Below are 15,032 nucleotides of genomic sequence, written 5' to 3'. Positions count from 1 at the left end.
ATTAATTATCATCAACGCCTTATATGACCTTTCTAACGAACAGAAAGGTCATTATCTTCCCCTCTTCTTTTATATTCAAACCTCATCATGAAAATCGAAAATAGCCCAGTAACTCAACATCAATTCAATGGTGTCGATTTCTATTTAAAACGCGACGACCAACTTCATCCCCAATTCTCTGGTAACAAAGCTCGAAAGTTCATGGGACTATTAGAAGGTGACTTTCCAAATATCACGACACTGATTGGCTACGGCTCACCACAAGCAAATTCACTGTACTCATTAGCCGCATTGGCGACATTAAAAGAATGGCACCTCGATTTTTATGTTGATCATATCCCCTCTTTTTTAAAAGAGAATCCCAAAGGAAATTACCGCGCGGCGTTAGATCTTGGGGCAAATATTATTGCTCTAAATTCACTTGAAAGTGCAAAACAAGATGATGGTTCAGTCTTAAGCAGTTTGGATTACATTCAACATATAAGACAGCCTAAAGAACATGAATTATTTGTACCTGAAGGTGGTCGTTGTGGTCTGGCAGAAAGTGGCGTAAAGCAATTAGCTCAAGAACTTATCATTTGGAAAGAAGAACAGGCACTCTCCTCTCTAACGGTTGCTTTACCATCAGGTACAGGAACAACCGCACTCTTTCTTCATAAGCATTTAAAAGCACACGATACCAAAGTTATTACCTGTGCTTGCGTTGGCGGAAATCAGTATCTCACAGATCAATTTCTGGAACTTGGTGAAACCGACCATCCTGAAATATTAACACCAACTAAAAAACATCACTTTGGTAAATTATACCGTCACGATTACGATATTTGGAAACACTTACACGACCAAACCAATGTAGAGTTTGAATTGCTGTATGACCCATTAATGTGGCGTTGTCTAGTTGATTGGCTACCGAACAATCCCAATACCACACTTGTTTATATCCACCAAGGCGGCTTGTTAGGTAATGAAAGCATGCTACCGAGATACATAAGAAAATATGAGAACTAATGACATGATACGTAAGACGGTTTTGACCCCATTTTTTATCTTATTTATGCTATTCGCCAACACCTCAATGGCGGCATCACTTAATGACACTATGATCGATCTTGAAAAACAAACATCCGGTGACATTGGTGTGGCCGTTTTAGATACCAAAACAAACCAAATATGGAGCTATAAAGGCAATCAACGATTTCCAATGATGAGCACCTTTAAAACACTTGCTTGTGCGAAGATGCTGCATGACGCAGACAAAAAAATCATTAATAAAAAAACTGAAACAGCCATCGCACAAAAGGATTTAATCCCTTGGTCTCCAATAACAGAAAAGTACGTAGGTAAAAGCATTTCTACAGAAAAAGCCTGTGAAGCCACAATGCTCATGAGTGATAACACCGCCGCCAATATCGTATTACAGCAAATAGGCAGCCCAAGTTCGCTAACTGCTTTTCTTCGATTAATGGGTGATAGCACGACACAACTGGATCGCATTGAACCTACATTGAATGAGGCAAAAAAAGGCGATATCAGAGACACAACAACACCTATTGCAATGGTTCATACCATTAACAAACTTCTGTTAGGTAATACACTGACCACTACCGATAAAGTGACACTGAAAAAGTGGATGATGGATAACAAGGTGTCTGATCCCCTATTACGATCTATTTTACCAATACATTGGTCTATTGCTGATCGCTCAGGGGCTGGAGGTTATGGGTCTCGTGGGATCACCGCAATTATTTGGAATGAACATCGCTTACCGTTGATCATCAGTATTTATCTAACTCAAACGGACCTTACATTGGCAGAGCGTAATGACATTATCGTTCACGTTGGCTCCGCATTATTTACACAATTCAACGTAAAATAGAACTCGTGAAGCCAAAGTTCACTTAATTAACGCCTCGGTTCACTGATTCTCGTTTTATGAATAATGCCTTTTCTATATAGCTTGAAGAGGTAAATGCGTATACTGTCGCTCCTTAATTTTTAACTTACACGGTTACTGAAAGATGATTATTTTAACTACCAACTTTGGCGATATTCATATTGAGCTTAATAAAGAAAAAGCACCGGTTAGCTCAAAGAACTTTTTAAAGTACTGCCAAGACGGTTTTTATGAAGGTACAATTTTTCATCGCGTGATTAAAGGTTTTATGATCCAAGGCGGCGGGTTTACTGCTGATATGCAAGAGAAAGAAATGCGCGCCCCTATTGTTAATGAAGCAAACCGTGGTTTAAAAAACTTAAATGGTACAATCGCGATGGCTCGTACCGATGCGCCTCACTCTGCAACCAGTGAGTTTTTTATTAACATCGCTAATAATACCTTTCTTGATCACACGGCAACAACCAATACGGGTTGGGGCTATACCGTGTTTGGTGAAGTCACTATTGGTATGGACGTAGTTAAGAAAATTGCCAAAATAAAAACAAAATCAATGGGTGAATTTGATGATGTTCCAAAAGAGAGTATCATTATTGAAAAAGTGACTATTATTGAAGAGTAACAAACGCATTACTCTCCCTTAAATAACACTAAAAACGGTGCTAATTATAGCGCCGTTTTAGATCCCCCTAATGCAATTTTCTGGGATAAACCAATATTAACGCCATAGATAAACACCAAATGCTTATCTAATAGAAAACGGAACTCAATGAATGTCTTTATCTAAAAAGTTAAAACATATTTCGGCCTCTTTGTTATTAATTGCGTCATCAAGTGCGATCGCTAATACGTCGCTTCCCCTCTCTCCAGAGAAAATAACCCAGCCTTATCCTGAGGTGGAAGTAGAAACAATTCACTCAGCACAATCTCTTATTAGTGAGTTTAAAGAGCATCAGTACCAATTAAGCAACATTACAAAAAATAGTACGGTCCCTGTTTTCTTTGTTGAAAATCTTCCTGATGATTTAAATTCATTACCAGTAGAAGAGAAAATATCAGGATTTATTCGTTTATTACTACCAACAATTATTGATGTAAATAAGCACATCATTACCGTTAGAAATGAAGCGATTTCATTATCCAAACAACCAAAAACAGAATGGACAAAAGAAGAAAGTCTGTGGATGAGTAATTTAATGGCGTCTTATGATGTTAACACCAACAACATCGATGAGTTACTTCTTCATCTTGATGTTATCCCTGTAGGCATGGTGCTTGCTCAAGGTATCGATGAAAGTGGTTGGGGTACAAGTTACTTCGCTATCAATGGTAATAGCTTATTTGGTGAACATCTGTCATCTCAAGGTGGTAAGTATTTAAGTACCCCTGGTGGGCATGTAAAAGTAGCCGCATTTGATAACCTTTTTGAAGGTACTGCGCGCTATATGTACAACTTAAACACAACATCGGCTTACCATGATCTTTGGACGTTACGTCAACAATTACGCAAAGATAATAAGTTATCAGGCTATGAGTTGGTTGAATCACTGTCTCATTATTCAACCCGTGGACAAGCGTACGTTGATAATTTACAAGCACTAATCAAACATCATCATTTAGACAGTTTTGATAATGTTGAGTTTAATTACACGACACCACTGCGTATTCGATTTACAAAATAAAAAGAAAAGGTTGTGACTGACTAATGTTACAACCTTTTTTATTGACACATTTTCAACCAAATTAAACTAGACGATTGCTATACTAGCCAGTTACACTTTCTAGCTTACTTTGGTCTCGGGTAAATAACGATGAAAGACATGCGACAATCTATGCTCGATGCAGGATTCAAACTAATTAATGAACATGGTTTTGCTGGCGTAGGCTTGATGAAAATCATCAATGAAGCCCAAGGAACGAAAGGTTCTTTTTATCATTACTTCAAATCTAAAGAACATTTTGGAGAGACTTTACTTAGTGATTATTTTGAAGAACACTTAGCGATCTTAGAAACATTTCTAAGTGATGATTCAATGACTCGCAATGAGCGTGTAAAAGCATACTTCCAGTACTGGGCAACCTCTAAATTGACTGATGATTTCCATATTAAATGCCTCGTGGTAAAACTGGCAGGTGAAATCTCTGGAGCGTCTGGTAAGATGCAGATGGTTATGGCTGAAGGTGCAGAAAAAGTGATTCAGCGTATGGCTCAGTTCTTTGAACAAGGTAATACTGAGAACGATTTTACTATCCAAAATCCAGAAGACACCTCTCGTATGATATATAGCTTATGGCTTGGTAGCACACTGTTAGCAGCAATGCAGAAACGCAGAGAGATCCTTAATAACGCAATGAAAGACACGCTAATCATTCTTAAATGTTAATCAACCTTATTAAAAATAATTTCAATAAATAAAGCAAGAGCATAATTAGTCGAATAAACATTCGATTATTAGTATCAATGAAAAACAGGTCACTTTATTAATATCGGCTTAATTTCTATCATATAAGCTTTTATATTACTTTAACCTTCACGATATATACATAAAGCGGAATTACAACAAAAAATCCGCTTAAATTAAATGTTACTTATACTGTCTTGTTTACAACGAAATATATTAATTTTTTATTTCTTCCCAAGGACCCCATTCATTTTCTCCTGGGATTTCATTTATATTCCACCATTTTGATACAAATCGAATGCTGTTGTGTGACACTTCATTTCCTTTTAAATATATTTTATTTTTATCCCATTCTTCGTAAGCGTGCGGGGAACTACACCTTGTCTTTTACATTCCAAGGTAAAAGTGAATCGATATCTGGCGATCCAACACATAAACGATCTAGACAATACCTAATATAATCGTAAGGGATTAATCCGTTTGCCTTTGCTGTTTCTACAATGCTGTAAAGCATTGCACTTGAATCTGCACCAGCCGTTGAACCCGAAAATAACCAGTTTTTCCGGCCGATAACAAACGGTTTAACCGCTCGCTCTGCTCGATTGTTATCAATAGATAACAATCCATCATCAATATAACGAACTAATTTATCCCATTGATTTAATGTATAGCTAATCGCCTCACCTAATTTTGTTTTAGGTGATACTCGACTAACTGCGCTATCAAGCCAATCACGGAGCTCTTTAAGTAAATCGCGGGCTTCTGTCTGCCTAGCAACATACTTGGGCTTCAGGGGAAGCCTCTTTTAATAACGATTCGATCCGGTATAGCTTTTGGATTTTACTCAATACCCAATCTGCACTCCCTGTTTTCCCTTTTACTTGAACACGTTGAGCCTCAATAAATCGTCGACGTGCGTGTGCCCAACAGCCAACTAAAATCGCTTCAGTTTGTTCATAACCTTGGTAACCATCGGTATGTAAATACCCGTTATAACCTTTTAAAAAGTTAACTGGATGGTAGCCATGCCTGCTAGATTGATAATCATAAAGTACAATTCCAGGCAAAACACCAGAGCCTGGAGAATCATAGCCAGAGCAGTAGACCCACATATAACATTTTGCTTTTTCAACATCCAACACATTTACCGTTGTTTCATCACAATGCAGAGTGGGTTGTTCAAGCAAAATACGATGTAACTCGTTATTAAGAGGGGTAAATAGTACCGAGCATTTTATTAACCAATCCGCCATCGTTCGCCGTCCAATAATGATACCCCATTGCTGAAATAACGTTTCTTGACGATAAAGTGGAAGACTGTATTGAAATTTAGCCGTAATAATTTGAGCAAGTAAACTTGCGGTCGCAATCCCTTTAGGGATTGGTGACGCTGGCATTGAGGCTTGTTTAATGTCTACTGAAGTATTGTTTTTTTCACAATTTCGGCAAGCATATTTAGGACGAACATGTTGAATAACTTCCACTTTAGCTGGTACAAATTCCAACTTTTCACTGATGTCTTTACCCATCGCATGCATCTCTAGACCGCAACACTTACAAGTTTTATCTTTTATGTCGTGGATAATAACAGTACGCGGTAAGTCTTCAGGTAAGCGTTGGCGTTTTGGCTTTTGACGAGTGTAGGTAATCGTTTGTGTGTCATCATTTTCAATGATGATTTCTTCTTCTGTTTCATTGAATAAATCAAATTGAGTCGAGTCAGATTCACTGCTTTTACCAAAGCGCTGATGTTGAGCCAGTCGAAATTGCTCTAGAAGACGGTTATATTTATTTTCAAGCTGAAGCACAAGTGCTTTCAGCTCGTCAATGGTATCAGGAAGTGGTTTTATTTTATCAGTCATGTAGATGACTATATAACGATAATACAGGTAATCAATCGGTTGCCTCCTATTCTTGACTGAGAATCAACTATTTAAAGGGTTGTTTGATAATGTACTGGTTGATGTCCTAAGATATCAAAACCTTGTAATAGCAGTGTCAGTTGCTGCTCTGATAATGCTAACGTATCGTTATTTATATTTCGTGGCCATTTGAAGCGGTCTTCATCTAATCGCTTGTACCATAAAGCGAATCCTGTTTTATCCCAATACAATATTTTGAGTTTATCACGAGGCTTATTGCAAAATATAAATAGAGCATCACTAAACGGTGATAGTTGCATTTCTTGCTCAACAATCACGACAAGGCCATTAATGGCCTTGCGAAAATCGACAAAATCACGATGAAGATAAATGGTGGAAACATCAGTAAATACATTCATGATTGATACCCTTTTAATAAGAGTCCTATCCAGTGAGGTTCAGTATTAGCTGGCAATGTTAATCGCAATTTTCCGATAGAAAGTTGAATATCTGGTAATTGTGGAGTGGCGATGATAGTTGATGTTAACGCTTCTACTTTCAAGAAAGTAGAAGCGTTAATCTTTTGTTTCCATCGTGCTTTACGTGCACTAAATGTCTTTGGCAGAATATTATGGTTACGACAAAATTCAGCGGCACTAAGCTTGCTAGATTGCTGAGATTCAAATAGAGCGTGCCATTGCTCTGGTGTTCTCTTTTTATCTTTTTGCATAATTACGTTCTCGTTAAATGAAAGATCGTAAGATACGCATAATGAATTTTATTTGTTAGGTGTAGTTCCCCGCACGCTTACCATTCTTCTAATGATGGTTTAGGTATATCTCCGGTGTTGAACAACTTAATTGCAGCACTCGCATCCGCCAATCCAGAACCACAGCCAATACATTGATTTGGATTTGGAAATTCACGTGAAGATTGCTTAATAATTTCTTCTACTTTACCTGGAATGATCATAGGATCGGCTTGATATAATAAAGCAGCGAGTCCCGCAACATGAGGCGCCGCCATACTTGTGCCTTGATAATATGAGTATCCTTCAGTTGTCGGTTCTTTTTTTCCATTATTAATCGTCGATAAAATGGCCTCTTTTTTCCCTATTTTTGTGTACTCACCGCCAGGAGCTGCAATATCAACAACCTCTCCAAAATTTGAATAATAAGAACGACTGCCTAGATTATTAACGGCGGCGACAGTAATGACATTAGCACAACTGGCAGGGGTATAATTATCAGCATTACGATTACTGTTTCCGGCGGCAACAACAATTGTCGTCCCCTTTTCTACCGCAAGATTAATTGCATTCTGAGTAATACGAGAGCAACTCCCCTCACCACCCAAGGACATGTTAATCACTTGTGCAGGATTACTATTAATATCCGCTCCCGGTACGTCTCCTCCTGATGCCCAAATAATGCCATCAGCAATATCTGAAGTGTATCCACCACAACGACCTAATACTCTAACCGGAACTATCTTGGCATCGTAGGATACCCCTGCAATTCCTTTATTATTATTGGCAACGGCAGCAATAGTACCCGCAACATGCGTGCCGTGCCATGATGAATCATTCGCTCTTGAATTCTGTCTACACTGGCTTTCGAATACCCAGTCGCCAGGATCCGAAGCATCATTATCACGGCCATCGCCATCATTCGCCATCATTGGGTCGGTAATAAAATCCCAACCTGGTAACATATTCGATTCTAGATCAGAGTGAGATGCATAACCTGTATCAATGACAGCAACGACCGTATTTTTACCAGTGTAACTTGACCAAACACCCGCAGCGTTTATGCCTCCATCGTTCTTACTAACTCCCCATAACTCAGAAATACGAGGGTCATTAGGCATATCTAATGGATGTAGTATCAAATCCAATTCTGCGAATTCTATTTGGGGATCACCTTCTAAACCGTTTAAAATTAAACCTAATTCTTCACTGTTTTTCCATTCATCCAGTTCGTATACTTCTTCACCTGTAGAAAGTGTTCTGATATATCGACTCTTACTCCCTGTCGCAGAGTGTAATACGCCAGCAGTATCTACTTGTCTAATTTCTTGATTCTCAACATTTAACACATCAGATGTCATCGGTTTATATTTAATAATAACTCGATTTGTCTCGACGATATTATTAATATCATCATTAACTTTATTTGCCAAAACACCGTTAGAACTCAATGCGATAGTGATACCTAAGCACATGAATGAGCGTTTAATATTTTTCATTTGTTATTTACCTATTGTTGAACAGTAAAGCATTTTCACAATAATTAATATTGCACATAATAAAAAGATCATTTATTACTAGATCTCAATAGGAAACTTTTTAACATATGAAATAATTAATTTCACCGTACTCATATTATCAATTCGAGTGACAACCAAGTATAAACAAATAAAGGAAACAAGATGTATTCTAATAAATCACAGAAAATAAACTCTATTAGTTTCTATCAACAATGTCTATTGTCCACTTATAAAAATTAATTTTTATAGCTATCAATCAGGTGGGATAAATATTAGATCAACAAAACCATAGAGTGTAAATATCCTTATTTTTTTCTGAAAAAGAGATCAACATACTTCAATTGTTTCAATAAATAAGAGACACTAAAAAATTATTGATAACGCCGATGACAGAAATTCTAATCAGCCTTAAGTATTAACGGGTCTCTAGAACTCATCAGTAAAAAAACCTAGAAATATTTCTCCCTCTAGGCCCTTAAATCAAACATTATGTAATAATACGATACGTTCTAATTAACGTAAGTGCGCTGGTGTTTTCAATTTATCACGCGTTAGATAATAATATAAATAAACAAGTGAGTAGATAGTAACAAAGCTATCCAATACGAACCCACCACTCCATCCATAAAACCAGCTATACTCATTGACACATACGTTATACAGGAATAACCCAACAAACATTGATTTCTCAAACGCACTATAAATCATAGTTGAAGTACGCAATTGTTTATATTTAGCGGAGAACATTAACAGCACACCAATACAACCAATCATAACACCCCAATGTTGATAAATTGCTTGAAAGTACTCTTTATTCTCCATCATTGCTTCATTATAAAAAAAGATATTTTTCATGCTCCATTCTGGCGCTAAAAACGTCATGAATGCAGTTGCGGTTAAAAATCCTGTCCCCAATAAATAGGCTTTCATGGTTTTTTCAAAAAAACGTTCTAACATAATTCAACTCTCAAAAAGTGGTTACAAACTTAGTATGGAATTACTTTCTAATAATACTCATCAAGTAACTTTAAAATCATTACCTTTGACAGAAAACAGAGGTTTTATTTGGTGCTCTTCACCGTTCGTCATCACTGCTTTTTCGTGTAAAAAGTAACGAATCATTCGTGTTCATGATGATTACCTTGAATCAGGTTCTTCTACTCCATTAAAAGGCACCTTCATTGTTGTAAATAAATGTTCCATACCTTCAATCATCGTTTCATTTTTCATAAAACACCTCGTTATTAGATTGGCTACAGAATATACAATACAAACCAGTCGGTCTAGTGTTTATTTGTCCGCGTATTGTTAATTGTTATGACTCCTTATTTTTCTATCTCATTCTGGATGTCTCTTTTTTATACATTAGGCTTTATATGAAGAATGAAGAAGAACAAAAAACAATCTAAAAACAAGGATGTGAAAATGACAAGGGGTAAAACGTTATCAATACGATTTTGGCTCTATTGATTATATGTTTGATATACATTGGTAGAATAACGACATTGATGCAGGGTTAAGTGGCTATACCAGCTTCACAAGTTCCGTATTAACTGGGGTGCGATATGAAATGAACGAATGGTCAGATTTAAACATGGCGTATAAATCCACTTGGGTTGATTATGATAATGAAGGCACATTCACTTATAACACCGCGTCTCAAGGTTCCCTTGTTGGTGTTGGATTGTATTTCTAAAGTCTCTACCCTACTTCTTAATAACGCCAAGATTAGCGAAAAAAAAGGCTCTCAATTGAGCGCCTCTTTTCTATTTAATCAACTTACTGTGCGTTTCTATAAAGAAAGAATCACACCCGCAATTGCAGCACTCATTAAGTTCGCTAATACACCCGCAGTGATTGCTCTGAAACCCATTTTAGCAATGAATGAACGGCGCTCTGGCACTAAACTTCCCAAGCCACCAATCAAAATCGCCATGGTTGAAATGTTTGCAAAACCACACAAGGCAAAAGTCACAATAGCTACTGAATGATCACTTAATTGATCTTTCACTTCCATCAACTGGATGAAGGCAACAAACTCATTCACGACGATCTTATTACCAATCAATGAACCCGCAAGGATCGCTTCGTTCCACGGCACACCAAGTAAGAAAGCCACAGGTGCAAATACGTAACCAAGAATCAATTCAAAACTTAGTTTTAAACCAAAGAAGTCACCTATATGCCCTAACAAACCATTTAATAATGCAATCACACTCACAAACGCGAGCAACGTTGTACCAACAGCCACGGCAATGCGAAGACCTGACATTGCACCATCTGCTAACGCTTCAAATACATTCGTTGCATGATCGATTTCTACCGAGGTAATTTCATCGTCATTGTTCTCTTCGTCACCCGGTGGCACCATCATTTTTGCCATCAATAAGCCAGCCGGTGCCGACATGAATGCCGCTGAGATAAGGAAGTTAAGATCCACACCTAATGATGCATAACCAACCATCGTACCGCCAGCCACTGACGCTAAACCACAGGTCATTACGGCGAAGAACTGAGAATCACTCATGTGCTTCAAGTAAGGTTTAACGACAAGTGGAGCCTCAACCATACTTACAAAGATGTTAGCAGTCGCAGCAAGTGATTCAGCACGACCTGTACCCAATAAGCGTTGTAAGCCACCACCAATAAAGTTAATCACTTTAGGCATAATACCAAGATGGTAAAGCGCAGAAATAAGGGCAGAGAAGAAGATGATAATACCAAGAACATTAACGGCAAATACAAAGCCGACTTTACCCGTGGCTAAACCACCAAACAAAAAGGCAATGCCCTCTTGTCCATATTCAATAACGCCCGAAACGCCTGCGGTTACTGAGTTTAAAACTTCTTTACCTGCTGGAACGTAAAGTACCAACAGAGCAAATAAAATTTGTAGACCAAACGCCAAAGAAACGGTTCTCAAAGGGATATTACGGCGATCAGTCGAACATAGGTAAGCAAATAGTAAAATGGCAAAAATACCAAGGAAAGATGTCATGATAGAAACCTGTGCTATCGAAAATGAGCCTGCATTCTAATGCGCAAAGGTTTGCGTGCAAGTCTGGTTTGCTAACACTCTGTTAATGGTGATTTATATCACATTTTGTAGGTATGGCTAACTGATTGATTTATAGCATAAGAAAAGAATATAGAAAGGCGATTATTGCCATATGGAAAAGATATTTATTTCAAGACTGATAATAGATTTAAGTCATTGATTAAAAAGACATCATTGCGCTGTGTTTTATTTAATCAATGACAATATTGAACGCATCAAACGTTGATTATAACTTAACCCGTTTCATTAGCGTTTTGTCCCAATATGGCGGTTGTCCAATGTGCTCTCGTAAAAAATCAATCACCGCACTTATCTTTCTTGGCAGGTGTTTACGGCTTGGGTAAACCGCGTAAATTGGCATTTTTTGACTCGCTTTCCAGTCGGGTAAAAGCTGAATCAATTTGCCATCATTAAACTCATTGGTAAGTAAGTAACTGGCTAAATACGCCACGCCCCATCCTGAAATCGCGGCATCTCTTACCGCTTCAGCTAAATCGACACAGTAATTACCAGATACCTTCACACACAATGCTTCATTACCTTTACTGAAATCCCAATTACTGTAGTCACGGTGACGGCTTTGGTACGTTAAGCAATTGTGCTCAGTGAGATCTTGAGGATGATGAGGAACCGCTTTATCAATCAAATAATCAGGTGATGCTGCCAATACAAAATGCGAATCCGCTAATCGCTGTGCAACGTAACCTTCTGGTAAGTCTTCAAAGTTGGTTACCCAGAGATCTAGACCGTCTTTAAGCATATCAGCACGATGATCGAACAAACGAACTTCGACCTGAAGATCTGGATATTGGTGACGTAATTTATCTATCGCTGGGATAATGTGCATGGTACCAAAAGACTGTGATAACCCTAAACGCAAGATACCCGCGACCTCATCACGTTCATTATCCATAATTGCACTGGCTTCTGTCATCGCACTGTACATCTTTTCACAATACAAATAGAACTGTTGCCCTGCATCAGTCAGTGTTAACGAGCGTGTCGTGCGCTGTACTAACTTAACGTTAAGCTCTGCTTCTAATATTCCCAGCTGTTTACTCACATGAGAGGTAGATACGCCCATTTGTTTTGCGGCAGCAGTAAAGCTTCCCGCTTTGGCTAGGGCGTAAAATATCACCATTTGGCTGGCACGATCATGCATCTCTCTTGTCCTTTAACTCAAAGGGGATCTGGGCGGCAGATAATAACATCTACTTAGTCTATTAAGTAAAATAACCTTATAAGTATTAATTACGCTCATGCATTATCATGTGATAATTTGATACACTCTAACTCGTTATTATCTGAATAATAGATGGGTTAATATGTTTAATCTCCAGCAACTTGAAACTCTGATTCTTTGTGTCGAGTGTGGTTCATTCTCTGCCGCTGCTCGAAAATTGGGAAAAGCGCAATCAGCCGTTAGTACTGCTATTGCTAATTTAGAGATAGATACGGGAGTGGAGATATTTGATCGCTCGACACGCCTTCCTACATTGACACCCCATGGCAAGCGCTTGTATACCCAATCTATCCATTTATTATCTCAGGCAAAAGACATTGAAACCATGCTTCACTCTTTTAGCCTCGGAGTTGAAGATACATTAACCATCGTAATTAATGAGTTACTATTAACACCTACATTTTTTAACGTAATCAATGAGTTTTATCTGTATTTCCCTCATACAGAGTTGCATATTAATATCGCAGAAAATAAAGATATCTCTGAATTAGTCGCCCAAGGAAAAGCCTCTATAGGGTTTATGCTCTGTGACGATGCTCTTCCTCAAAAAGTAGAACTTGGCTTGGTGGGTTATTTACCTATTTCGATGGTAGCCAATAATAATCATCCCTTGCATTCACAAGATTCTATTCATCTCAATGAATTAAAGCGATACCATCAAATACTACTGACTAATATGCATAGCCCTTGGAATGTTCATTTTTCATCTTCCGTGACTAAAACGAACAATGCTAGTGCTCTGCAATCGTTATTAACGGTTAATGATTCTTGGGGATTTGTTCCTGACCATCTAACTAAAAAAAATAACGTGTTAAAAATATTAGATTTAGACTCAGAAGAAAAAAATTGGTTGTTACATATAGACCGTGTTGTTATAAAAAACAATAACATTGGTCAAGCCTACTCTTGGTTATATCAACATTCCGTAGACATGTTTGAACAATAAAATACGATTAATCATTCAATGCTACTTCTCAGTAAAATACTCTAACAAGATCTGATGCCACTCTGTCGTTTCACGAATTTGTAATAAAGCCCGATTGATCTCTTCTTCGTATTCACTGTTTTCAATTAACACTAGGCCATAATTTTGTTTTTCTAACTGATAAGGAAGTACGACTAATTCGTTAAACAATTGCTTATTTTTACCTTGTTTTATCATGTACCGTAATACCGCATCATCCGCCACAATAGCATCAACCTGATCATTCTCTAATGCCAATAATAACTCATCCATGGTTTGATAATTTTCATGAGCAATGCTGTGATCAGCCAATAAGAGTGATGCCGTTGTGGCTTGCTTTGCACCTGTTCTGAGCTTAGATAAATCATTCACGTTTTTCACATCAAATCTTAATTGCTCTAATGTGAGTGAACTGGTCAAAATAGCGGTGATACTGGCAATGAATACTGTGGAGAACATTGCGATCAATACCGTCATCACTCGTGCTGATAAGGTTTTAAATTCAAAGTAATTAAAAGGACCTTTTGTGATGAATAAAACCCCTAAGATCAACGCTTCTGCCAAGCGACCTTTCTTGGTTGGCATTGAATATAATTTGTCATTATTTTTTCGTTCTAACAAATAAAAGAACCCACCGACGCTAATCGCAACAGTGAAAAAAATACCTATCGCTTTCCATAAAGTCGGGTTAGTGACAATGCTAATAAACGTATCGAAATAGCTACGGCTTTTCACCGCAATAGCCAGATGCGTTTCGTAGAAAGAATGAGAGAAATCGACCCGAGCCTCACGATCAGGCGTGATAGAGATACACGATATCCCAACGTCAATGTCGCCTTTTTCTGAGGCTAACAACAAATCATCAAGTTCGTAGTTCTGTAAGGTATAAGTCGCGCCCATGATCTCAGCAATACGTTCCCATAACGTCATGCTTAGGCCTTCAAACTCTTGACCTTTGTCGTGAAAGATAAACGGTGGGCAATGATATGTCCCTACTTTGAGCTCAGTATTCGCTTGGCTTTTTTCTATTCCTCCAATCATCGCCGCCACGAAAATAACCATTGAAATAACACAATGACGGAAACCCCTTTTCTCATCAAACATACCACTCTCCCATGTATCCTCGAAACGCCCTACTGAATTGATTCTCTTATTAAAAGGTAGCAGTTGAATGGTGATTCTTCGACTTATAGATCTCAATATTCAGCAATAAATACAAAAAATCCCCTTTGATTCTGATAACCAAAGAGGATTTTAATTAAGATGAGTTATGTAATGATAAAAGACTAACTCTGATTGGATCGCCCTCTGCCTTTCCACTGAACTAAAATCAAACCGACC

13 protein-coding genes and 2 pseudogenes are annotated in these 15,032 nt (G+C 37.9%); 7 read left to right on the top strand and 8 right to left on the bottom strand.

The annotated features are described in order from the left end of the window. Window positions 1-87 precede the first annotated feature (87 nt). From VSAL_RS06740 to VSAL_RS06720, 5 genes are all read left to right on the top strand, one after another. The gene (locus VSAL_RS06740) at window positions 88-1,008 is read left to right on the top strand and encodes a 1-aminocyclopropane-1-carboxylate deaminase/D-cysteine desulfhydrase (protein ID WP_012549974.1); all 921 of its coding nucleotides are present in this window, start codon (window positions 88-90) and stop codon (window positions 1,006-1,008) included. Window positions 1,009-1,030: 22 nt separating this feature from the next. Then, a complete protein-coding gene (gene bla, locus VSAL_RS06735) occupies window positions 1,031-1,876 on the top strand; it encodes a class A beta-lactamase (protein ID WP_197535571.1) in 846 nt (281 codons plus the stop codon). 142 nt (window positions 1,877-2,018) lie between these two features. Further along, entirely contained in the window at window positions 2,019-2,516 is a 498-nt protein-coding gene (locus VSAL_RS06730) for a peptidylprolyl isomerase (protein WP_012549972.1), read from the top strand. 151 nt (window positions 2,517-2,667) lie between these two features. Beyond that, on the top strand, window positions 2,668-3,576 hold the full coding sequence (locus VSAL_RS06725) for a glucosaminidase domain-containing protein (RefSeq protein ID WP_012549971.1): 909 nt from the start codon (window positions 2,668-2,670) through the stop codon (window positions 3,574-3,576). A gap of 129 nt (window positions 3,577-3,705) precedes the next feature. Next, window positions 3,706-4,278, top strand: coding sequence for a TetR/AcrR family transcriptional regulator (locus VSAL_RS06720; RefSeq protein WP_012549970.1), 573 nt, complete (start codon window positions 3,706-3,708; stop codon window positions 4,276-4,278). A gap of 391 nt (window positions 4,279-4,669) precedes the next feature. Here VSAL_RS06720 and VSAL_RS06715 read toward each other — a convergent pair. From VSAL_RS06715 to VSAL_RS06695, 5 genes and pseudogenes are all read right to left on the bottom strand, one after another. Continuing rightward, window positions 4,670-6,158, bottom strand: a pseudogene (locus VSAL_RS06715) (IS66-like element ISVsa2 family transposase). Between the two features lie 71 nt (window positions 6,159-6,229). After that, window positions 6,230-6,577: an IS66 family insertion sequence element accessory protein TnpB gene (gene tnpB / locus VSAL_RS06710; protein WP_012548924.1), complete on the bottom strand. Its 348-nt coding sequence runs from the start codon at window positions 6,575-6,577 to the stop codon at window positions 6,230-6,232. Beyond that, the gene (tnpA, locus tag VSAL_RS06705; protein WP_012548925.1) at window positions 6,574-6,888 is read right to left on the bottom strand and encodes an IS66 family insertion sequence element accessory protein TnpA; all 315 of its coding nucleotides are present in this window, start codon (window positions 6,886-6,888) and stop codon (window positions 6,574-6,576) included. The genes tnpB and tnpA overlap by 4 nt, the downstream gene beginning before the upstream one ends. Window positions 6,889-6,965: 77 nt before the next feature. Next, complete coding sequence (locus VSAL_RS06700; RefSeq protein ID WP_083799284.1) at window positions 6,966-8,405, bottom strand: S8 family peptidase; 1,440 nt, start codon at window positions 8,403-8,405, stop codon at window positions 6,966-6,968. 534 nt (window positions 8,406-8,939) lie between these two features. Further along, window positions 8,940-9,383 (bottom strand): hypothetical protein, encoded by a 444-nt coding sequence (locus VSAL_RS06695; protein ID WP_012549969.1) that lies wholly within the window; start codon window positions 9,381-9,383, stop codon window positions 8,940-8,942. Window positions 9,384-9,855: 472 nt separating this feature from the next. Between VSAL_RS06695 and VSAL_RS23795 the strand changes: the two are divergent. Further along, window positions 9,856-10,122: pseudogene (locus VSAL_RS23795) on the top strand (hypothetical protein); the annotation flags it as partial. 96 nt (window positions 10,123-10,218) lie between these two features. On the opposite strand, the gene VSAL_RS06690 reads toward VSAL_RS23795, so the two are convergent. Together VSAL_RS06690 and VSAL_RS06685 are read right to left on the bottom strand one after the other, a co-directional pair. After that, on the bottom strand, window positions 10,219-11,424 hold the full coding sequence (locus VSAL_RS06690) for a NupC/NupG family nucleoside CNT transporter (protein WP_012549966.1): 1,206 nt from the start codon (window positions 11,422-11,424) through the stop codon (window positions 10,219-10,221). A gap of 286 nt (window positions 11,425-11,710) precedes the next feature. Further along, window positions 11,711-12,646: a LysR family transcriptional regulator gene (locus VSAL_RS06685; RefSeq protein ID WP_012549965.1), complete on the bottom strand. Its 936-nt coding sequence runs from the start codon at window positions 12,644-12,646 to the stop codon at window positions 11,711-11,713. Window positions 12,647-12,809: 163 nt separating this feature from the next. Between VSAL_RS06685 and VSAL_RS06680 the strand changes: the two genes are divergently transcribed. Continuing rightward, on the top strand, window positions 12,810-13,673 hold the full coding sequence (locus VSAL_RS06680) for a LysR family transcriptional regulator (protein ID WP_012549964.1): 864 nt from the start codon (window positions 12,810-12,812) through the stop codon (window positions 13,671-13,673). 21 nt (window positions 13,674-13,694) lie between these two features. On the opposite strand, the gene VSAL_RS06675 is transcribed toward VSAL_RS06680, so the two are convergent. Continuing rightward, the gene (locus VSAL_RS06675) at window positions 13,695-14,795 is read right to left on the bottom strand and encodes a transporter substrate-binding domain-containing protein (protein WP_012549963.1); all 1,101 of its coding nucleotides are present in this window, start codon (window positions 14,793-14,795) and stop codon (window positions 13,695-13,697) included. Window positions 14,796-15,032: the final 237 nt, after the last annotated feature.

It is taken from the genome of Aliivibrio salmonicida LFI1238 (assembly GCF_000196495.1).
Taxonomy (GTDB): domain Bacteria; phylum Pseudomonadota; class Gammaproteobacteria; order Enterobacterales; family Vibrionaceae; genus Aliivibrio; species Aliivibrio salmonicida.
Note: the sequence above shows the minus strand (reverse complement) of the source record. Positions and strands in the feature narration are given on the sequence as shown.